General features: G+C 45.2%; 20 protein-coding genes and 1 riboswitch. Of the genes, 6 read left to right on the top strand and 14 right to left on the bottom strand.

Going from position 1 to position 20,339, the window contains the following annotated elements; translation table 11 throughout:
• Positions 1 to 2: 2 nt before the first annotated feature.
• From purB to queF, 5 genes are all read right to left on the bottom strand, one after another.
• Positions 3 to 1,373 (bottom strand): adenylosuccinate lyase, encoded by a 1,371-nt coding sequence (gene purB / locus ABU615_RS06945; protein ID WP_370388739.1) that lies wholly within the window; start codon positions 1,371 to 1,373, stop codon positions 3 to 5.
• A 69-nt stretch (positions 1,374 to 1,442) separates the two neighbouring features.
• A complete protein-coding gene (locus ABU615_RS06940) occupies positions 1,443 to 2,255 on the bottom strand; it encodes a glycosyltransferase family 2 protein (RefSeq protein ID WP_367490149.1) in 813 nt (270 codons plus the stop codon).
• A gap of 61 nt (positions 2,256 to 2,316) precedes the next feature.
• Positions 2,317 to 3,421, bottom strand: a protein-coding gene (prfB, locus tag ABU615_RS06935; RefSeq protein WP_100141014.1) for a peptide chain release factor 2 whose coding sequence is annotated in 2 segments (ribosomal slippage) — positions 2,317 to 3,339 and positions 3,341 to 3,421 — 1,104 coding nt in all. Because the reading frame shifts where the segments join, the coding sequence is not laid out codon by codon here.
• Between the two features lie 129 nt (positions 3,422 to 3,550).
• Positions 3,551 to 4,210: a 7-cyano-7-deazaguanine/7-aminomethyl-7-deazaguanine transporter gene (locus ABU615_RS06930; protein ID WP_370388738.1), complete on the bottom strand. Its 660-nt coding sequence runs from the start codon at positions 4,208 to 4,210 to the stop codon at positions 3,551 to 3,553.
• 93 nt (positions 4,211 to 4,303) lie between these two features.
• Positions 4,304 to 4,774: a preQ(1) synthase gene (gene queF, locus ABU615_RS06925; RefSeq protein WP_267390993.1), complete on the bottom strand. Its 471-nt coding sequence runs from the start codon at positions 4,772 to 4,774 to the stop codon at positions 4,304 to 4,306.
• Between the two features lie 6 nt (positions 4,775 to 4,780).
• Positions 4,781 to 4,825: riboswitch (PreQ1 riboswitch) on the bottom strand.
• A 269-nt stretch (positions 4,826 to 5,094) separates the two neighbouring features.
• On the opposite strand from queF, the gene aroG reads away from it, so the two are divergent.
• Positions 5,095 to 6,150, top strand: a complete 1,056-nt coding sequence (aroG, locus tag ABU615_RS06920) for a 3-deoxy-7-phosphoheptulonate synthase AroG (protein ID WP_267408696.1) — start codon at positions 5,095 to 5,097, stop codon at positions 6,148 to 6,150.
• 332 nt (positions 6,151 to 6,482) lie between these two features.
• Here the strand turns inward: aroG and ftsX are convergent, their stop codons facing one another.
• Both ftsX and ftsE read right to left on the bottom strand, forming a co-directional pair.
• Positions 6,483 to 7,394 (bottom strand): permease-like cell division protein FtsX, encoded by a 912-nt coding sequence (gene ftsX, locus ABU615_RS06915; protein WP_367417694.1) that lies wholly within the window; start codon positions 7,392 to 7,394, stop codon positions 6,483 to 6,485.
• A complete protein-coding gene (gene ftsE / locus ABU615_RS06910; protein ID WP_100141019.1) occupies positions 7,391 to 8,044 on the bottom strand; it encodes a cell division ATP-binding protein FtsE in 654 nt (217 codons plus the stop codon). The genes ftsX and ftsE overlap by 4 nt, the downstream gene beginning before the upstream one ends.
• Positions 8,045 to 8,188: 144 nt before the next feature.
• Here ftsE and grxC point away from each other — a divergent pair, with 144 nt between their 5' ends.
• The gene (gene grxC, locus ABU615_RS06905; protein ID WP_100141223.1) at positions 8,189 to 8,446 is read left to right on the top strand and encodes a glutaredoxin 3; all 258 of its coding nucleotides are present in this window, start codon (positions 8,189 to 8,191) and stop codon (positions 8,444 to 8,446) included.
• Between the two features lie 85 nt (positions 8,447 to 8,531).
• Positions 8,532 to 8,996 carry a protein-export chaperone SecB gene (secB, locus tag ABU615_RS06900; protein ID WP_267390990.1) on the top strand — a complete coding sequence of 155 codons (465 nt, stop codon included), beginning with the start codon at positions 8,532 to 8,534 and terminating at the stop codon, positions 8,994 to 8,996.
• Between the two features lie 90 nt (positions 8,997 to 9,086).
• Here the strand turns inward: secB and ABU615_RS06895 are convergent, their stop codons facing one another.
• Positions 9,087 to 10,382: an MFS transporter gene (locus ABU615_RS06895; protein ID WP_267390989.1), complete on the bottom strand. Its 1,296-nt coding sequence runs from the start codon at positions 10,380 to 10,382 to the stop codon at positions 9,087 to 9,089.
• Positions 10,383 to 10,584: 202 nt separating this feature from the next.
• Between ABU615_RS06895 and ABU615_RS06890 the strand changes: the two genes are divergently transcribed.
• A complete protein-coding gene (locus ABU615_RS06890) occupies positions 10,585 to 11,604 on the top strand; it encodes a sulfate ABC transporter substrate-binding protein (protein ID WP_370388737.1) in 1,020 nt (339 codons plus the stop codon).
• 99 nt (positions 11,605 to 11,703) lie between these two features.
• On the opposite strand, the gene cysI is transcribed toward ABU615_RS06890, so the two are convergent.
• Positions 11,704 to 13,473 (bottom strand): assimilatory sulfite reductase (NADPH) hemoprotein subunit, encoded by a 1,770-nt coding sequence (gene cysI, locus ABU615_RS06885; RefSeq protein WP_370388736.1) that lies wholly within the window; start codon positions 13,471 to 13,473, stop codon positions 11,704 to 11,706.
• A gap of 132 nt (positions 13,474 to 13,605) precedes the next feature.
• Between cysI and ABU615_RS06880 the strand changes: the two genes are divergently transcribed.
• On the top strand, positions 13,606 to 13,815 hold the full coding sequence (locus tag ABU615_RS06880; RefSeq protein ID WP_100141024.1) for a DUF1653 domain-containing protein: 210 nt from the start codon (positions 13,606 to 13,608) through the stop codon (positions 13,813 to 13,815).
• Between the two features lie 73 nt (positions 13,816 to 13,888).
• Here ABU615_RS06880 and mnmE read toward each other — a convergent pair whose 3' ends face one another.
• Together mnmE and ABU615_RS06870 are read right to left on the bottom strand one after the other, a co-directional pair.
• Positions 13,889 to 15,262, bottom strand: coding sequence for a tRNA uridine-5-carboxymethylaminomethyl(34) synthesis GTPase MnmE (gene mnmE / locus ABU615_RS06875; protein WP_370388735.1), 1,374 nt, complete (start codon positions 15,260 to 15,262; stop codon positions 13,889 to 13,891).
• Positions 15,263 to 15,340: 78 nt separating this feature from the next.
• The gene (locus ABU615_RS06870) at positions 15,341 to 15,667 is read right to left on the bottom strand and encodes an FKBP-type peptidyl-prolyl cis-trans isomerase (RefSeq protein WP_100151477.1); all 327 of its coding nucleotides are present in this window, start codon (positions 15,665 to 15,667) and stop codon (positions 15,341 to 15,343) included.
• A gap of 100 nt (positions 15,668 to 15,767) precedes the next feature.
• Between ABU615_RS06870 and ABU615_RS06865 the strand changes: the two genes are divergently transcribed.
• Positions 15,768 to 16,700, top strand: a complete 933-nt coding sequence (locus tag ABU615_RS06865) for a D-2-hydroxyacid dehydrogenase (RefSeq protein ID WP_267390983.1) — start codon at positions 15,768 to 15,770, stop codon at positions 16,698 to 16,700.
• Positions 16,701 to 16,706: 6 nt separating this feature from the next.
• Here ABU615_RS06865 and ABU615_RS06860 read toward each other — a convergent pair whose 3' ends face one another.
• From ABU615_RS06860 to ABU615_RS06850, 3 genes are all read right to left on the bottom strand, one after another.
• A complete protein-coding gene (locus ABU615_RS06860) occupies positions 16,707 to 17,894 on the bottom strand; it encodes a DUF2827 domain-containing protein (RefSeq protein WP_267390982.1) in 1,188 nt (395 codons plus the stop codon).
• Between the two features lie 77 nt (positions 17,895 to 17,971).
• Positions 17,972 to 19,102, bottom strand: a complete 1,131-nt coding sequence (locus tag ABU615_RS06855; RefSeq protein WP_370388734.1) for a DUF2827 domain-containing protein — start codon at positions 19,100 to 19,102, stop codon at positions 17,972 to 17,974.
• 3 nt (positions 19,103 to 19,105) lie between these two features.
• Complete coding sequence (locus ABU615_RS06850) at positions 19,106 to 20,251, bottom strand: DUF2827 domain-containing protein (protein ID WP_370388457.1); 1,146 nt, start codon at positions 20,249 to 20,251, stop codon at positions 19,106 to 19,108.
• Positions 20,252 to 20,339: the final 88 nt, after the last annotated feature.

Here is a 20,339-nt window from a genome sequence, read left to right as displayed (position 1 = left end):
TTTTAAATGCGCTCTGCCAGTTCTTGCGCTTTACCAACATATAATGACGGAGTCAGCGCCAGCAATTGTGCTTTGGCGTTGTCCGGAATAGCAAGCTGGCTGATAAATGCCTGTAAACTTTGTGGCGTGATGCCGTGTTTGCCACGGGTAAGCTCTTTGAGCTGCTCGTAGGGATTGGCTACGCCATAGCGACGCATAACCGTCTGAATTGGTTCAGCCAGTAATTCCCATGTTGCCTCTAAATCAGCAGCAAATGCAGCTTCATTGATTTCCAGTTTATGCAATCCACGTAAATGCGAGATTAACCCGAGAATGGTGTAGCCGAAACCAACGCCCATATTTCTCAATACAGTACTGTCAGTTAGATCACGCTGCCAGCGCGATACTGGAAGCTTTTCGGCCAGGAAACCCAGTATGGCATTAGCCATACCCAGATTACCTTCTGAATTTTCAAAATCAATCGGATTGACTTTATGTGGCATGGTGGAGGAACCAACTTCTCCGGCTTTCACTTTCTGCTTAAAGTAGCCGATTGAGATATAACCCCAAATATCGCGGTTAAAATCAATCAGAATGGTATTGATACGACTAATGTTCTGGAAAAATTCGGCCATATAATCATGCGGCTCTATTTGGATGGTATAAGGATTAAATGTCAGTCCCAGATTATATTCAACAAAACGGCGGCAATGGCCTTCCCAATCTATATCTGGATAAGCGACCAGATGCGCATTGTAATTACCGACCGCTCCATTAATTTTGCCCAGAAACTGTTGTTGCTGAACTGATTGAATCTGGCGCTGAAGACGCGCCACCACATTGGCAATTTCCTTACCTAGCGTACTAGGTGTAGCAGGCTGCCCATGTGTTCGGCACATCATCGGTAAGGCAGCATGAGTATGTGCCAGCTGACGCAATTCCTCAATCAGCTCGCAAAGTTTCGGCAGCAATACTTCGTCACGAGCCTGTTTCAGCATTAGTGCATGCGATAAATTATTGATGTCTTCACTGGTACAGGAAAAATGAATGAATTCACTCACGGCCAGCACTTCGGGGACATTAGCAAAACGCTGTTTCAGCCAGTATTCGATGGCTTTTACATCATGGTTGGTTGTAGCCTCGATAGCTTTGACTGCCTGCGCATCTTCAACTGAAAAATCCGCAATTACGCCGTCGATTTCGGCAACAGTAGCGGCAGTAAAGGGTGGAACTTCACTAATTGCGGCTTCGGCAGCCAGTGCTTTGAGCCATTCCAGCTCAACTTTTATGCGAGCATGTATCAGACCGTATTCAGAAAAAATTGGCCGTAATTCAGAGACAGCCGAGGCATATCGCCCATCCAGCGGTGACAAGGCAGTTAATGGATTGATCATGTTTCTTCTACTTCCAGAGTAATGATAAGACTAAATTCAGTTAATGCACTGGCATTTTGAGTGCCATGCTTAATCGGTAAACAATTTCAGGGGTTGTTTACCAGGGTGTGGGTAAGCAAGTATCTCATGCAAATCGTGTAACCGCTGCACAATACTTTGTGTTACCGCATCGGCCTGTTGCATCGCTGTATCATCGCATTCCTCCCGCTTTTGCCCATAAAGCATAGCATCAAGCAGTTTGCGTACATACATCCCATCGTGGCCATAAAAATCGACACCGATATCAGGCATTCCAGCTTCATCAAACAGTGTGGCCACCATGCAGCTTTCTATTGTGGCCAGCCCCAGCGCCCCATCTTCGCCACCAAGGTGCCGAAACAGAGCATCAACTGGGAAACCGCCACAGGCGAGGAAATAGGCACGGTTGAAAACTGTATTGGTGGCAGTAATCATTTCAAACGTACGCCATGCCACAGCAAATTTTTCATGCTCTCGGTATCGTTCAGGGATATTATGTCCCTTGACCGGTAAACGCAATAAACCGGTTTGCGGCCGGAAACTGAACACGGCGCTGGCTGCCTGTAGTGCATGCGGCTGGTAGGCATCATCTGCATCCAGAAATGCTATGTGGTTACGACTAGACATTAAGGCGGCCCAGTTACGCGCCACAGCCGGACCACGGTTTGTGGGCAGAAACTCACTTCGTATAAGTTGTGGATGGCGCTGCTGCCACTGCCGAATCAAACTGGCTGTTCCATCTGCTGACGCATCATCCACCAGCCACAGACAGCCCAGTTCCGGCTGTACCAATACACTGTCTATTGCTCGTGCCAATGTATTTTCGGCGTTATAGCAGGGAATAATGACATCAATAGATTTCATACAGGCTACCTTAACAATTAAGGCCGCCTAACTGATAGCTGGCAGCCTTATGACATATTTTTTAAACACCTTGTTTCAAGCTGGCTTCGATAAAGCCATCAAGGTCGCCATCCATTACGGCCTTGATATTGCCTACTTCATAACCAGTGCGTAAATCCTTGATACGCGATGAATCGAATACATAGGAACGAATCTGATGTCCCCAGCCTACATCATCCTTGCTGGCTTCGAGATTCTGTTTTTCCTCATTGCGGCGACGCATTTCCAGCTCAAACAACTTGGCTTTGAGCATATTCATTGCCTCTTCGCGATTACGGTGCTGGGAACGGTCGTTCTGACACTGTACGACAATACCAGTTGGTTCATGCGTGATGCGAACAGCCGAATCGGTTTTGTTGATGTGTTGGCCGCCGGCACCGGAAGCGCGATAGGTATCGACACGCAAATCTGCGGGATTAATTTCAATTTCAAAGCTGTCATCCACTTCCGGATAAACGAATACGGAAGCAAACGATGTATGTCTTTTGTTATTAGAATCAAACGGTGAGTAACGCACCAGTCGGTGAATACCGGTTTCGGTACGCAGCAATCCGTAGGCGTATTCACCATCTAGCTTGATGGTAGCGCGGTTAACCCCTGCAATTTCGCCCTCGTCTTCTTCAAGGACTTCTACTTTGAAACCTTTGCGTTCGCCATAGCGTACGTACATGCGCAATAACATACCGGCCCAATCTTCGGCCTCGGTGCCACCTGCGCCAGCCACGATATCTATGAAGCAATTATTCACATCGGCTGGCTGATTGAACATGCGCTTAAATTCTAGCTGCGCCAGCTCTTCTTGCAATGCGGTGATATCAGCCTGCACTGCTGCGAAACCGTCGCTGTCGTTTTCCTCAACAGCCATTTGCAACAGTATGCGGTTGTCTTCAATCCCGCTGTGCAGATGATCCAGCGTCAGCACAATGCCTTCCAGTACTTTACGCTCTTTGCCAACTTCTTGTGCTTTTTTCGGGTCGTTCCAGAGTTCAGGGTCTTCCGACAGACCGATTACTTCTTCCAGACGATCTTTTTTGCCAGCGTAGTCAAAGATACCTCCGTAAATCGTGACTACGGGATGCCATATCATCCAGAATATTGTTTAACTGATTAATCTGCTCCGCTTCCATGATGTTCTCTCAGCCAGGTATTTGAAAATAGGCGCGTATTATAACAGATGCCTTCACGGCAATCAGGCCACTTATCAACCGGCCTGTTGAAGGTAAGATATTACGCTGTAGCAACGTTTTTGATGCGTTTTAACCGTTTACGGCACGCGGTGCTAAGGCGGTCAGCCGATAGAGTAAATAACGCAGTATCACGCCGTACGTGGGCAGGAAAAACAGTGCGGCCACAGTGATTTTAAATGCATAATCTGTAAAGGATATCTGTAACCAGTTGGCCGCCATAAAGGCATCTGGTGAATGATAGAATGCTACTGCGAAAAACAGTAATGTATCGACGGCACTACCCAGCACAGCGGAGGCACTTGGAGCCGGCCACCAGCGCTTGCATTGGCGTAGCCGGTTAAACACCAGAATATCCATCAGCTGTCCGACTACGTAAGCGGTAAAACTAGCAAGAGCAATACGCGCTACAAATAAATCAAAATGGCTTAATGCCACCCAGCCCATCCAGTGTCCGTTTTGAAACAATACGGAGATGGCATAGGAAAACAACAATGAAGGCAACATCACCCAGAAAATAATTTTTCGCGCCAGACCTGAGCCGAATATGCGTACGGTTAAGTCAGTAGTTAGAAAAATAAACGGAAAAGTAAATGCGCCCCAAGTATTGTGTAGCCCCCACAGAGTAAAGGGAAACTGCACCAGATAATTACTGGCCACGATAACCAGCATGTGCCAGAAAGTCAGCCAGCGCAACGCCTTAAAACGCTGCGCATCGGAAAATTCATACATAGGTAATCCTGTTTATTTATGCGGCTGCGCAACAGGTAATCATCAGAAAACCCGAGCTAGCCATACAGAAAGTATCTTGCAGCAGTGACAGGTTTATTTCACTTGAAACTGCAGCAGACGCTGAGCGGCCATGTCACTGTAGCGTGTATTGGGTTCGCCGTAATTGGCATACGGATGGATGGCAATGCCGCCCCGCGGCGTAAATTCTCCATATACTTCTATATATTTAGGCTGCATTAATGCAATCAAATCTTTCATGATGATGTTGACACAATCTTCATGAAAATCACCATGATTGCGAAAACTGAAGAGATACAGTTTCAATGATTTACTTTCTACCATGCGCAAGCGGGGTAGGTAATTGATGTAAATGGTGGCAAAGTCTGGCTGACCGGTTTTCGGGCACAGACTGGTGAATTCAGGACAGATGAATTTAACGAAATAATCGTTATCGGGATGTTGATTATCAAAGGCTTCCAGTAGCTCCGGTGCGTAATCGCTGCAATACTGCGTATGCTGATTACCCAGCAGACTAACTGTGCCCAGATTATTTTGTGCACGCATATAGTTGATTTCCTAGTTTTTTAATGTGGGAGGTTTACGAACCACAGGGGAGGCGATTGTACCCGAAACCCATACGTGCTTAAAACAGCACTTGCAAATTTTTAATCAAGGTGCCAGAACAATATAATGGTTTTTATTAAAATATTCTGCCAATAACCGATATATATTAGATTTGAAATATAATTATATGCTAGATAATTTGATATTTAAGCAATATTGTAGCGATACAAAAGTTTGAATCTTGCTTTTTAAACTTATTCATTATAGCCTGATAGGTAAATCATTAAAATTTAAAATAATAGCATTCGACAGGAAAAATTATGAATCAGGCAGTAACCAGACCAATAGATGATGTCCGGATTAAAGAAATTAAAGAATTGTTGCCACCGATTGCCCATTTATATGAATTGCCGATTACCGATAAAGCTGCTGAAGTAGTCCACGATACTCGTGAGGAAATTGCTGCATTGGTGCATGGACATGATAAACGTTTACTGGTCATTATCGGCCCCTGCTCCATCCATGATCCAGTCGCTGCACTGGAATATGGCCGGCGGCTGAATGTATTACGCGAAAAATATGCAAATCAATTGCTGATTGTGATGCGTGTATACTTTGAAAAACCACGTACCACTGTAGGCTGGAAAGGCTTGATTAACGACCCGCGAATAGATGGTTCCTACGATATTAACTATGGTCTGCGTCTGGCTCGCAAACTGCTTCTGGAATTAAACAATATGGGTATGCCTGCTGCAACTGAATTTCTGGACATGATTACTCCACAATATTTTGCCGATCTGATTTCATGGGGTGCCATCGGTGCCCGTACGACGGAAAGTCAGGTACACCGCGAGCTGGCTTCTGGTTTAAGCTGTCCGGTAGGTTTTAAAAACGGTACCGACGGTAATTTGAAAATTGCCATTGATGCCATTGGCGCATCTAGCCATCCACATCATTTCCTTTCGGTAACCAAAGCCGGCCATTCGGCTATTGTGCGTACTAGCGGTAATCCAGATTGCCACATTATTCTGCGCGGTGGTAAAGAACCTAATTACAGCCATGAGCATGTTGAGGCCGCAGTAGACGAGCTAAACAAACATCAGGTTACACCATATTTGATGATTGATTGCAGTCATGCTAACAGCCGCAAAGATTATCGTCGGCAGATGGAAGTGGCTCAGGATATCGCCGCACAGATTCAGGCCGGTGAGCAGCATATAATGGGCGTTATGGTGGAAAGCAATCTGATGGCAGGCAGGCAGGATAATCCAGAAAATTATGGTCAGAGTATTACAGACGCCTGCATTGGCTGGGAAGAAACCGAAACGATGCTGCAACTACTGGCACAGGCAGCTCAGGCTCGTCAGAATCAATAGCCTTTACCACATTGAAAATATACATGAGCGGTTGCTGAATCACTTTAAGGGTGAATCAGTGCCGCTTTTTTATGCCTGTTAATCCGCAATGTCTGAGTATATTAAAAAAATCTGTTTCGTTAGATACTGGACAACAAATTTATGAATAAACGAATGGTAGCACTTATTGCTGAATATTCAGTAATGGTTAGTATTGTAGTGCAAGCGCATGATTAGATTTGGCAAAACATTATGCTGGCTTTTTTATGATAGAAATTGTAGAAAACTTTCTTGAATATAATCCTCAGTAAAGCAAGTTTACTGAGGATTTCTGTTACTGATAGACAAAATATTTAGCGTACGGATTTAAAGCTAAGCAGATGCTGACGCGTAGCCAGCCATGCACCCACAACACCCAGTCCGCAAACCAGCAATAAAATTACCACTATTTCACAGGGGTTGAAAAACCGCCAGGCAATATGCACGCCGTAAGGTTGGAGAATGGCACTGACTATAGGCTGAGTCATATAGCAGAGCCAGTAACACAAGCCGGTACTAATGGCGGCAGCAAGTAGGCTTTGCCAGATGGCCAGATACAGAAAAGGCCTGCGAATAAAAGAAGCTGGTGCACCGAGCAGCTTCGTAATTTCTATTTCTTCACGGTGGCTAAGAATCTGTAAGCGAATGGTGTTATACGCCACCAGCGCAAACGCCAGTCCCAGCGTTATAGCAAGAAACCACAACAATTGATGCACAAAGTGATTAATCTGATACAGGGTTTGCATCCATTCCGCATCCATTTTCACACTTTCCACCATCGGCAGCTGCGCCAGCTGCGTCTGTAATGCCGCCAATTCTTCTGGAGTGTCCACTTGCGGCGTGACGGTAAACGCATCCGGCAGCGGGTTACTATCAAGCATAGAAACCAGATCCTGACTTCCCATACTCTGCTGCAATTCTTCCAGCCCCTGCTGCTTACTCACAAACACTACTTTTTCAAGCTGTTTATTCGCCTGCAAGGCTTTTTCTACAGCCTGATTATCACTGGCTTTCGCTTCCATCTGCATATACAGGGTCATGGTGGGTGCATCGTTAATCTGTCCCAGCACCTGCTGTCCGCTTTGTACACCGAGATACAATGCCAGTGGTAACGTCATGGCGATTGCCAGCATAACAAGAATCAACAGCGTGGCCACCGGCTGGCGCAGTAACTGCCGTAATGCTTTACACGCCGCTTCTGTATGCAGGGAAACAAACTGAATCATGCGTATAACCTGCCTTCCTGCAATCGAATAATGCGATGGCCGTAATCAGCCATCAGAGTTTCATCGTGAGCGGCTACCATTACTGTGGTACCAGCCTCATGAAAGGTCTTGAACAATTCCATAATATCCAGTGCGTACGCCCGATCCAGATTGGCTGAGGGCTCATCAGCTATCAGCAAACCAGGCTGATGCACCACTGCACGAGCAATACACAGGCGCTGCTGCTCTCCGCCAGATAAGGTCACTGGGTCGGCCATTTCTCGCCCCTTCAGGCCAACTTTTTCAATTGCTATACGGGCACGGTGCTCTGCCTGCTTACGTTCATAACCGGTAATTCGCAAAGGTAACATCACATTTTGCAACACATTGCGGTCAAACAGCAGTTTATGGTCCTGAAATACAATACCGATATGCTGACGCAGATAACCAAGTTGATTGTCGTTCAGACGTCCCAAATCCTGATTGTTTAGCCACACTTTTCCCTTGGTAGGCTTCACAATGCCGCTTATCAGTTTCAGAATGGTTGATTTACCAGCTCCGGAATGGCCGGCAATAAAAATCATCTCCCCTTTACTGATAGAAAAGCTAAGGTTTTTCACTGCGGTGAAACCGCCCGGATACGTTTTCGATACCTGCTCAAAACGAATCATCTGTAGGTGTCCGTTTGTGATGTAAATATTCACTAATTATACCGCAGCATACTCGCAAAGAAAGCCTGCACCTGTTCAGTAGCTTCAGTTCGCGGTATGCTAGGCTATTCTAATCAGTATCTGTACGCAGACAAGGAAAATACGATGCAAGCGATTACCATGTATACCACGGGTGTATGCCCGTATTGCCAGATGGCAAAAGCCTTACTGAAACAGAAAGGCGTCACAGCCATCAATGAAATCCGCATTGATACCGATCCTCAGGCGCGCGAGCAGATGATGCAGCGTACCGGTCGCCGTACCGTACCACAGATCTATATCGGAGAAGTACACGTTGGCGGCTTTGATGATTTGAATGCTTTGAACCAAGCAGGTAAACTAGATCCTTTACTGGCAGGCTAAGCGCAGACTATTTCTCTTCTCCGTTATCCGGCTGTGCCGGATAGTTCTGCCACCCTATCCCTTATCCCTTTGTTGAAAGAAAAGCATGAGCAAAAAAGAACAAGCACCAGAAAAAAACGAACAACAGCCGGTATTCAGCATTGAAAAAATCTACCTGAAAGATTTGTCACTGGAAGTGCCCCATGCACCACAAATTTTTCTTGAAGGCGGAGAACCTCAAATCGAAATGCGCGTGACTTCTGCTGCTGAGAAACTAGAGGATGAATTCTATAATGTTACCGTAACAGTGACAGTTACTGCCAAGATGACCGAAGAAAAAGTACTATTTCTGAACGAAGTGGCTCAAAGCGGTATTTTCCGCATTGCCAATATTCCAGAAGATGATGTGGAATTACTGCTGGCGGTAGCAGCACCGAATATTTTGTTCCCGTATGCCCGTGAAACCGTATCCAATACCATCACCCGTTCAGGCTTCCCGCCAGTGATGCTGGCTCCGATTAACTTCGAAGCCATGTATCAGGCCGAACAAGCTAATGCCGGTAACGCCTGATTGTTAATAAAAAAGCTGCTTTATCCTGACATGATGAACACTTATGGATAAAGCAGTTTTTTTGTGTCTAACATTTTTGGCGCGATAGTTTTAGCGCTGATAACGAAATTGGAATGCAAAAGCCGCCAGCAAACCCACCACACACAATGGCAGAATGTAATACATGGCACCAATAGGGCTATAGCTGCTTAACCACTGCACGACAGGCAGAGTCAGGCCACCGACAATCGCATAAGCCACATTGTAGGAAAAAGAAATACCAGTAAAGCGAATAGCGGGTGGAAACATTTTAATCATCGCAGCAGATACAATACCGGCTACCCCGGCAGCCAGTCCCAACAGCATATAGAGAGCAAAAACCATACCTTCACTGCTATTTCCCAGTGCCGGATAGAATAACACTGCCATCACACCAGTCAATACAATCCCACAAATCAGCATGCGTCCACTGCCTACACGGTCGGCTAAAACACCATACAGCACACAGCCGATCATCTGCATCACTATCGCCATACTCTGCATTTCAAAAGCAAGCGCACTGGAAAAACCAAAGCCCGCAGTCAGCAATTGTGGCATGGCCAGCAAAATCACAACGATACATCCGGTCAAAAACCAAGTAAGCAGCATACCAATAATCACGGCAGTCTTATGCTGAGTCACCAGTAATTTTAATGGCATATCCGTAGCCAGCTCCTTACGCTGCTGCATCGCCTTGAAGACCGGTGTTTCTCGCAGATAACTACGCAGATACAAGGTCAGTAGACCAAATAAACCTCCCAGAATAAAAGGAATACGCCATGCACCATCCAGAATAGCTGCGCTGGTAAACTGTCTGGACATCATCAGTGCAATCAACGAGCCCAATAAAATACCCAGCGACAGCCCGCCGGTAAGAAAACCATTGGCCATACCCACATGTTTTTCAGGCACATGCTCAGATACAAACGTCCAAGCCGCCGGAATTTCACCGCCAATGGCCACACCCTGTATCATGCGTAATACCAGCAGCAACACAGGCGCAACATAGCCAATGGTGTCAAATGTAGGCATCAATCCCAGCAGCAGCGTTGGCAAAGCCATCATCATGATAGACAGGGCAAACAAACGTTTACGCCCAAACAAATCGCCAAAATGCGCCATTACAATACCACCCAGCGGTCGGAACAAATAGCCGGCAGCAAAGATACCGTAAGTATTCAGCATCGCCCAAAACGGATTCATACCAGCTGGAAAAAACAGCTCAGACAACACCTTGGCATAAAATACGTAAATTACAAAATCATAAAATTCCAGCGCGCCACCAAAGGATGACAGCATCAACGTACGCACATCTTCCCGTGTCAGCAGCTTTCTGTGTGCAGCAACCTCTGTATTCCCGCTCTTCATCTAACTTTCTCAATCAAACAGATTAAAAATCAAATGCGGTTTATAACAGCCCCAGCCAACTTTTTCAAATTTAGGCCGATTACCGCAGCAACAAACCGTCCAACAACTTGCTTTTAGTTATAAACAAACAAAAAAACAGTATTTCCGTCCCCACAGTTGCATTGCTACATTAAAACTTTGACGGCACAATAAATTTTCAAGTATGAACACATTTTGGCGTTATGGTCTGCTAGCGGCAGTAGCAATGGGTCTGAACGCATGCAACAGCCAGAACAACAGCAACACTACTTTGCTCAATGCTTCATATGATGCCACGCGCGAACTGTATCAGCATTACAATACTGATTTTCAGCATTACTGGTACAGGCAAACTGGGCAAAAAATACATATTCGTCAGTCAAATGGTGGCTCCGGCAAACAGGCAATAGCTGTACAGAACGGCCTAAAAGCCGATGTCGTGACCTTAGCTCTGGCCGGCGACATCAACGCCATCAACCGTGGTAAAAAAACGTTACTGCCATCTGATTGGCAACAGCGCTTGCCCCACCACAGCACCCCTTATACTTCAACCATTGTATTTCTAGTACGCAAAGGCAACCCCAAACACATCCGCGATTGGGGTGACTTGATTCAAAACAATGTACAGATTATCACCCCTAATCCGAAAACCTCCGGTGGCGCACGCTGGAATATTCTAGCAGCTTGGGCATGGGCCAAACACCAGCCTGGTGGAAGCGATGCCAGCGCAGAAGCTTATTTACGTGCCCTGCTTCAGCATGTGCCGATGATGGACACCGGAGCCCGAGCTGCCACCATTACCTTTACCCATCGACAACTAGGAGACGTCTTGCTGGCGTGGGAAAACGAAGCCCAACTCGCCATGAAACAGGCACCGGATGAATTTGAAATCGTCACACCGTCACTATCTATTCTGTGCGAACCTCCCGTAGCCGTAGTTGACGGCAATATCACCAGTGCCGACAAGCGCAGATTGGCTACCGCCTATCTGCAACATCTGTACAGTGACAGCGCCCAGCGCCTAATAGCGCAAAGCTATTTCCGGCCGGTTAACCCGAAAATTATGGCCGAATATCGCCACCAGTTCCCCAACCTGCAACTGGTCAGTATTGATCAAGAATTTGGCGGCTGGCATGCAGCACAACAACGCTTTTTCAGTGACGGCGGCCTGTTTGACCAGCTCTATGCCAAACCAGAGCCCTAAACAAAAGCCCGAATACTTCTAACTAACAAAAATGGTCTGAATCTTTTAGTAGTTCAGACCATAATCAACAACACTACATTGTCCCTATCAGATAGAGTGCTATACTGGCACCTTATCTGGATCCCAAAAATCTACTGCCGCATCCACTACCGGTTTAACAATACCGGCACGAATAGCAAAATCACCAAAATCCTCAGCATCCAGTCGTTCTTGTGCCCAGCGTGCAATCCATTCTTGCAAAATCAGCATAATTTCGTCTACGTCGATATTCTCACGGAACAAACGCGGAATCCGTGTGCCAGCACGATTACCACCGACATACAGATTATAACGGCCGATGGCCTTACCAATCAGCCCGATTTCAGCCAGCAATGCACGACCACAATTATTTGGACAGCCAGTCACACGCAGAATAATATGCTCCTTAGCCAGCCCATTTTTCGCCATTAATTCATCAACCTGATCAATAAAGCCCGACAAAAAACGTTCCGATTCAGCCATGGCCAGCGGACAGGTTGGTAAAGCCACACAAGCCATACTATTCTTGCGCTGCTCTGTCACTTCATCATCAATCAAACGGTATTCACGTGCGATGCGCTCAATTTTTTCTTTATTCTCAGGCAGCACACCGGCTACTATCACATTCTGATTGGCAGTAAGGCGGAAATCACCCTGATGAATTCTGGCCAGCTCACGCATACCCGTTTTCAATGGCCGTCCCGGATAATCTAGCAAGCGGCCGTTCTCAATAAACAAAGTCAGATGCCAGCGCCCATCTTCCCCTTCTACCCAGCCAATCCTGTCTCCGCGCTCCGTGAGCGTATACGAGCGGCTTGGTGCAAAGGCAAACCCTTGCCGCCTTTCAACTTCTTGTTTAAATACATCCACACCCACCCGCTGCAAAGTATAACGAGTGCGCGCATTCTTGCGATCGCTTCGATTACCCCAGTCGCGCTGTGTAGTCACCACCGCTTCTGCACAACGCAATACCTGCTCTACCGGAATAAAACCGAAATCCTTAGCAGTATTTGGAAAAGTACGCTGATTACCATGATCAATAGACAAGCCACCGCCCACCAGCACATTAAATCCCACCAGATGACCGTTTTCACCGATAGCAACAAAATTTAAATCATTGGCATGTAAATCCACATCATTCAATGGCGGAATCACCAGTGCAGTTTTGAATTTACGCGGCAGATAAGTCTTGCCATTAATCGGTTCTACCGCATCCCCGCTCACACCCGCAGACAGCGGCGCATCCAGTTCGCTGCTGAGTACCTTTTCTCCGTCAAGCCAAATATCAGCATACGCATGGGTGCGGGGCAATAAATGCTCAGAAATCCGGCACGCCCATTCATAAGCTTCACGATGCAAACTACTTTCAACCGGATTACTAGTACACAACACATTGCGGTTGATATCACCGGCAGTTGCAATCGAATCCAGCCCCAGCTGATGCAGCCACTGATGCATCGGCTTGATATCCTGTTTTAACACCCCGTGAAACTGAAATGTTTGCCGTGTCGTCAGCCGGATACTGCCATACAAAGTATGCGCCGTAGCAAACTCATCAATACCCAGCCACTGTTGCGGCGTAATAATGCCACCCGGCAACCGGCAACGCATCATTACATTTTTCAATGGTTCCAGTTTAGCTGCCTGCCGCTGAGCACGCACATCACGGTCGTCCTGCTCATACATACCATGAAAACGAATCAACTGAAAATCATCACCATTAAATCCACCGGTAATACCATCATTCAAATCAGCGGCAATTTCACCATACAAATAGTTACTTTCTCCTTTTAGACGCTCATTATCCGACAATGGTGCATCCGGTATTTGGGCACGCTGATCATTATTCATATTCTGTATTCCTTAATATGCATATTGTTATAATTCATTCAAAACATTGTATAATCAATCAGCAAACAGCCAAAAGAATACCGAGTTGTAATCAAAGAGATTTTAGTTATATCAACTATACAGGACACACACATGCAACGTGGCATCTACCAACATTACAAAGGCAACCTGTATCAGGTAACTGGCACCGCACGCCATAGTGAAACCGAAGAAGAATTGGTTATTTATCAGTGTCTATATGGTGATTATTCGTTCTGGGCACGTCCCAAAAGCATGTTCAACGAAAACATCATCCACAATGGCCAGACACAGCCTCGCTTTGCCCTGATCCGGCCACTGTAAAAGAAGCAAAAAAAAAACACTGACTATTTACGAGCAATAATCAGTGCGATAAAAAACGGATTCAGTCAAATATTTATTTACCTATACAAAAGCGGCTAAAAATCACCCCTAGCAAATCATCAGCGCTGAATTCACCGGTAATTTCGTTTAAAGCGTTCTGTGCCAACCGCAAATGCTCCGCAAATAATTCAATCTGATTATTCTGACATAAACTCGCATTGGCCAGCTCTTCCCGAGCCATCTCTAGTGCTTGAATATGACGCGTGCGTGCTAAAAATAGCCCTTCGCTTTCACCCTGCCAACCAACCTGTTGCAACAGCGCTTGCCGCAGCAAATCCAGACCAGCACCGGTTTTAGCAGACAAACCAATTACCTGACTGGCGTCAGTAAAAGCAACTAAATCGCCAGTTTCACGTGAAACACTGGATGCAGCTTCACCAGTTAAGTCAATCTTGTTATGTACTTCAATTTTATGCAAACCGGCTGGCAACTGCGCCAGAATCGCCGCCGTAGTGGTATTAATACCTTCGCGTTGGTCAACCAGCACCAGCGCCACATCAGCCTGCTGTACTGCCTGTTGACTTCGTTCAATACCAATCCGTTCAACTACATCTTCGGTTTCACGCAATCCGGCCGTATCAATAATATGTACCGGCACCCCCTCAAGCGTAATCTGTTCCCTGACGGTATCGCGCGTGGTACCAGCAATATCAGTCACAATGGCCACCTCATCACCTGCCAGAGCGTTAAGTAAACTGGATTTACCCACATTAGGTGCTCCCACCAGCACCACATTCATACCTTCACGCAAAAGCGCACCCTGTTGCGCCTGCCGCAATACCTTATCCAACTGAATACACAAATGATCTAACTTACCACTAGCGTCTGCAGCCTGAAGAAAATTGATATCCTCTTCCGGAAAATCTAAAGTTGCTTCGACCAACATACGCAACGTAATCAGATCATCCACTAATCGGTGTATTTCCTGTGAAAATACACCCTTTAAGCTCCTTACCGCCATACGTGCTGCCGACTGACTAGAAGCATCAATCAAATCAGCCACACTTTCTGCCTGAGCCAAATCTAGTTTATTATTTAAAAATGCTCGTTTAGTAAATTCCCCCGGTTCGGCCAATCGGGCACCCAGTTGCAGGCAGCATTGCAATAACATCTGCAATACCACAGGGCCTCCATGGCCCTGTAGTTCAATCACATCTTCACCCGTAAAACTGGCCGGAGCTGCAAAATACAGCAGCAAACCATTATCAATAACCGTGCCTTCTACATCAACAAAATCGGTATATAACGCTTTACGTGGTTGCAGCGTTTTGCCTCCACTTAATTTTTGAGCCATAGGAAGCAGATTTTTGCCGGATAACCTCACCACCCCTACACCACCGCGTCCCGGTGCAGTTGCAATAGCAGCAATAGTCGGATTATTGTCCATTATCAAAACTCCAGCTAAATAAAACAGTTCAGGCAGCCGAAAAAAGCTGCCTGAACAAAACCTGCATATCACTGCAAATCAATCATCAACCTTTAACAATTCCACATCAAATATCAGTGTAGCATTAGGTGGAATCACCCCACCAGCTCCACGGCTGCCATACCCCATATGAGGAGGAATAGTCAATTTACGTTTGCCGCCTACTTTCATTCCATTAAAACCCTCATCCCAGCCAGCAATTACCATACCGGCACCCAACGTAAACGACAGCGGCTGTTGGCGGGTAATACTAGAATCAAAAACTGTGCCATCTTCTAACATGCCTGTGTAATGCACCGTAATTTCTTTACCCTTCACAGCCTCAGGGCCTGTTCCCTGCTCTAAATCTTCAATTACCAAATCCATACACATTTATCCTTACAAACAAATTAGCGTACACTGTAACACAGACATTAGACCCATGCATGTGATTGTATATAGCATTTTTCATATATTAGGAGACAACATGAGTACCAGCGAAATTGTTTTTCTTGACCGCGCCACCCTGCCAGACTTTCCATTCAAATTCGATTTTCCTCATCACATCACAACCTACAGCCACAGCAATCCAGATGAGGTAGCAGGCCGTATTGCTCAAGCGAATATTGTCATATCCAATAAAGTTCGGATAAATGCAGAAGCCATCAAAAATAGCCCCCAATTGAAATTGATTGCCGTACCCGCCACCGGACTGGACCACATTGATCAACAGGCTGCTCAACAGCATAACGTTGGTATCCGAAATGTGCGCGGCTACGGTAATGACACCGTAGCCGAACATGCAATGATGCTGATTCTGGCACTAATGCGCCAATTACCTGCTTATCAGCGAGATGTAGCCGCCGGCTTATGGCAAAGCAGTCCCTTTTTTTGCCATTTCGGCGCCCCAATCCGCGACCTGAATGGTAAAACACTGGGTATTTTCGGCAAAGGCGGTATCGGGCAGGCGCTGGCAGCACGAGCTCAAGCTTTCGGCATGCATGTCCTCTGGGGTGAACATAAAAATGCAAAAGATTGTCGTAATGGCTACACACCGTTTACCCAGCTTATACAGCAAGCAGATGTTATCTCTTTACATTGTCCGCTGAATGAGCAAACTCGTAACATGATAGATGAAACAGAATTGAAATCAATGAAACCACAGGCTGTACTGATTAATGTCGGGCGTGGTGGTCTAGTGGCAGAGCAGGCATTGGTAGCAGCGTTGAAATACGGGCAGTTGGGCGGAGCTGGCGTGGATGTACTAAGTGAAGAACCGCCGGTACATGGCAATCCCTTATTGAGTGCCCGCCTGCCCAATCTGATTATTACTCCGCATATGGCATGGGGCAGTGAAGAAGCTATACAGCGTATCTGCACCATGCTTGAAAATAATATCAATACATTTATGCGTGAATAAAAACTATTAACGCAATGGTCTGGCCATTACTTCTGTCAGCAATGCAGAATAACTGGCCACCAGATCAGTATTATTTGGTAAAAAGCGAGCAATCTGTTGACGCTGGTCATATACATAATGAGCAGCGTTATAAGCATGATCGCTCATTGCTGCAAATAATTGTTTTGCACCAGCTTCCACATCATTACCAGCATAATAATAACCCAAATCTGAAATCAGCTCAGCATTGTGAATTAACGGATAACCTTGCCAACATACTTCCAAATAGAAATAGTTAAGCGGATTTTCCCATTGATGAGAAATTACTGCATCAGTATTGGTTGCCAGAAAAGTTGGTGTATCATAACGACCCAGAAAAACAGATTTTCGATTTTTCACAATATCCAGCTGATTCATCAAAGCAATGAATTCCATGGATTTTTGAGCCATCGGCAATGTGTTGCATACCTGCAGAATATTAATAGCTTCCGGTTCAGAACGATAAGCCATTTCCGCAATCAAAATCGGATATAAACAGAACTTCACAACATCGATATTCGGTTCCATTACAGACAGGCGCCAGCCCTTACGAGATACCGGCACCTGCCATAAGCCCTGAAATGGCATTGCAGCGGTTTTCTGAATCAGAAATACTGGGCTCCAGACAAATGGCACCACACGCGCATCATGACGTCGGAATACTTCAAAATATGCCTTGCTGCAATTGGCTACCTGCGGAATCATCCAAATATCATCATAACGCTGGTTGATAAATAGATTACCGCCACCCATATTACGAGAGAATAAAACCGACTCCATCATATGGATATATTCAAAGCCACAGCAGTAAGATATTAAGCGTACTCCTCTGTCTTTGATATAGGCCGTCTGCTCAGCACCAATTTGCCCACCCAGCTCAATCAAAACATCTATCTGATCTTTGGCCTCTAAGAAGCTCTTAGTTGGCCATATCTCCAAATCCCATGGCAAACTTGATGTAATTGGTACATCAGTTGTGTTTACCAACACCACAGAATCAACATTAGGACAATTTTTCAGTGCGTCAGCAAGAAAAACTGCGTTCTGCTTGATACCATTATTCCACAATGTTTCTTTTGGGTGACTCAGACCAATGGTAATGCCAATACGCAAACGTGCTGGTGCAGCGTCCTGTCCATGGCTGGAAATTAAATTCGGAGTATTAGATAAGTTCATAATTTCATTAGAAATGTTTGATTGCTGGCAGGTTTTATGTATACATTATACTAAAGTGTAAGCAAAATTAGTAAAATCTAGGCTTTAAACAATGACTCAAGAGCATCAGTATAACAGCGGACATTACTTTCTGCCTCAGGATCTAGTGTAGCCAGAAAAACTTTTGCACGCTCGCGGTAAGTACTCAAATTTTCATCATGCATTTTATAGGCTTCTGCCAATACTTTGCCACCCTCTTCACAATCAAAATCGTGATAACGATAGCCACAGTCACCAATCAAATGCGAATTATGAATTAGCGGGTAGCCACCATATAAGGCCTCATAGTAAATATAATTCTGAGCATTTTCCCATTGATGGCAAACAATTGCATCACAATAGATAGATACCACCTGCCAGATCGGGTAGCGACCTTCAAACGAAGTCAAGCCATGGCGGACAATATCCAGACTTTGAGCAAACAGATTAAAAGCTGTCTGATCCTTCAAATTCATAGTATTGCACGCATAGATATGTTCGATGAAATTGGGGTTCAGCCGATGTGCATTTTCACATACCAGCATAGGAATATAACTGGTTTTCACCATACACATATTTGGCTCAAACATACCAATACGCCAGCGATTGCGGCCTGGCTGGTATTCAAACTGCTCGCCTTTTGGCAATTTTTCACAAGCACGATTAAGAATAACCGGACTCCATAAATGCGGCATGATCTTTACCGGCGTGCGAAATGTACTGGCAAAATATGGCTTACAGGTTTTTTCATACTCTGGCAATGTCCATACTTCATCGTAAGGCGCACCGGTAATCAGCAAGGCAGGCGGCTTATCAAACAGCATACGCTCAATATCAATTACATAATCATTACCTACGCGCATACTGACTACTTTTCCACCTTTGGCTTTGAACTCTATCATCCATTCTTTGGAAAGCTGGGCACTCATCTCTATCATGACATCCAACTCATTCAAACCAGTGGCCATATCAATTACCGGTACTGGTGAATCCTGCAGAAAATTCATAGCATCCTGCATATCCCCATCACCTGATCCAGCTACCAGAACCACGTTACTGACAATTGGAGATTTTTTTAACAACATTGCCAGAAACAGACAATTCTGGAAAATTCCATTTTCCCAAAGCGACTGAGCTCCTTTACGTACATAAATCGAAACACCTACACGAAGTGAAGACACGGACGACATGGGTTAACCTCTTAATAATTCTGGACGATCAGCACACAAATTAGATAATAGTTGTACATGGGCTTTAATATTGGCATCTGATAAAGGATCCGTTGCTTTAAAAAGTGCCTGTGAAGCTTGACGCTGACTACTCAAATTTTCTTCATGATGTAGCCAAGCCTGGATTATTTGTCTACCACCTTCAAGTGCATCAAAATCTGGATAATAATATCCAGCACCGAACTCTTTTAACCATGGAGTATTATGAATCAATGGATAATCTCCATACAGTACGTCCATATAAAGATTATTGTGATCATTACACCATTGATGTGAAATCACAGCATTGGCGTGCTGCGCCATAAAACCGACTATATCGTGACGGCCATAAAAACATGCCTTATGATCTTTAACAAGATTCAGAGAATTGGCCAGATGTAGCATGGTTAAATGATCTTTCATGTGCAAAGTGTTAAGCACATGCATCATTTCAATTGATTGCGGTTCGTGACGATAAGCTTCATCACAAGCTAACATGGGAATAGAAGAAGTTTTAACAACTGAAATATTGGGCTCAAATATAGCTACACTCAGAGGTGTTTTTACCTCATCATGCACATTGCTATGCCAGCCGTAATTAAGACCTTGTTCACTGATTTCCTGTTTGCGTCTGGAAACAAACATTGGATCCCATAAATGAGGCGTAATGTATATCGGGCAACGATACATTGTCCGCAGCATGGGAATATAAGCTTTGTCTTTTGGCAAAAGCCATACTTCATCACAACGATCTACTGGCGGAAAACTAGTTGGTTTTTCAAACACATTATATTCTGATAATCCCACATAAGGCTGGCCAACACAATAAAATACCACCTTTTTACCACGAGCACGCTGCAAGGCTAACCATTGTGGAGATAGCGCACCAGCCAGTTCAATAATGACATCAAAAGCATCTATAGCTTCCTGTTCTGACATCAATCGCAGATCAAACAGATTCAAATCAATTTGTTCAGCCATACGGGGCTGACCACCAACATTAATTAAATCCACTGATTTAACAAAAGGTATAGCCTTCAGGCTTTGAACCAAAAATATAACATTCTGACCCATACCATTTTCCCAGATGTTCTGGTTGGCATGAGTAATAACAGAAATACCGATGCGCATATTATCCCGTATTCTTATTAAAAATACTGTCAATGATGAATAAATAAGACTTCCGGACTTCACACGGAAGTCCAGAAGTCTGTTTAGT

Source organism: Snodgrassella alvi (assembly GCF_040741455.2).
GTDB lineage: Bacteria > Pseudomonadota > Gammaproteobacteria > Burkholderiales > Neisseriaceae > Snodgrassella > Snodgrassella alvi_E.
The sequence above is the reverse complement of the archived record's forward strand: the minus strand, read 5'-3'. Positions and strand labels throughout refer to the sequence as shown.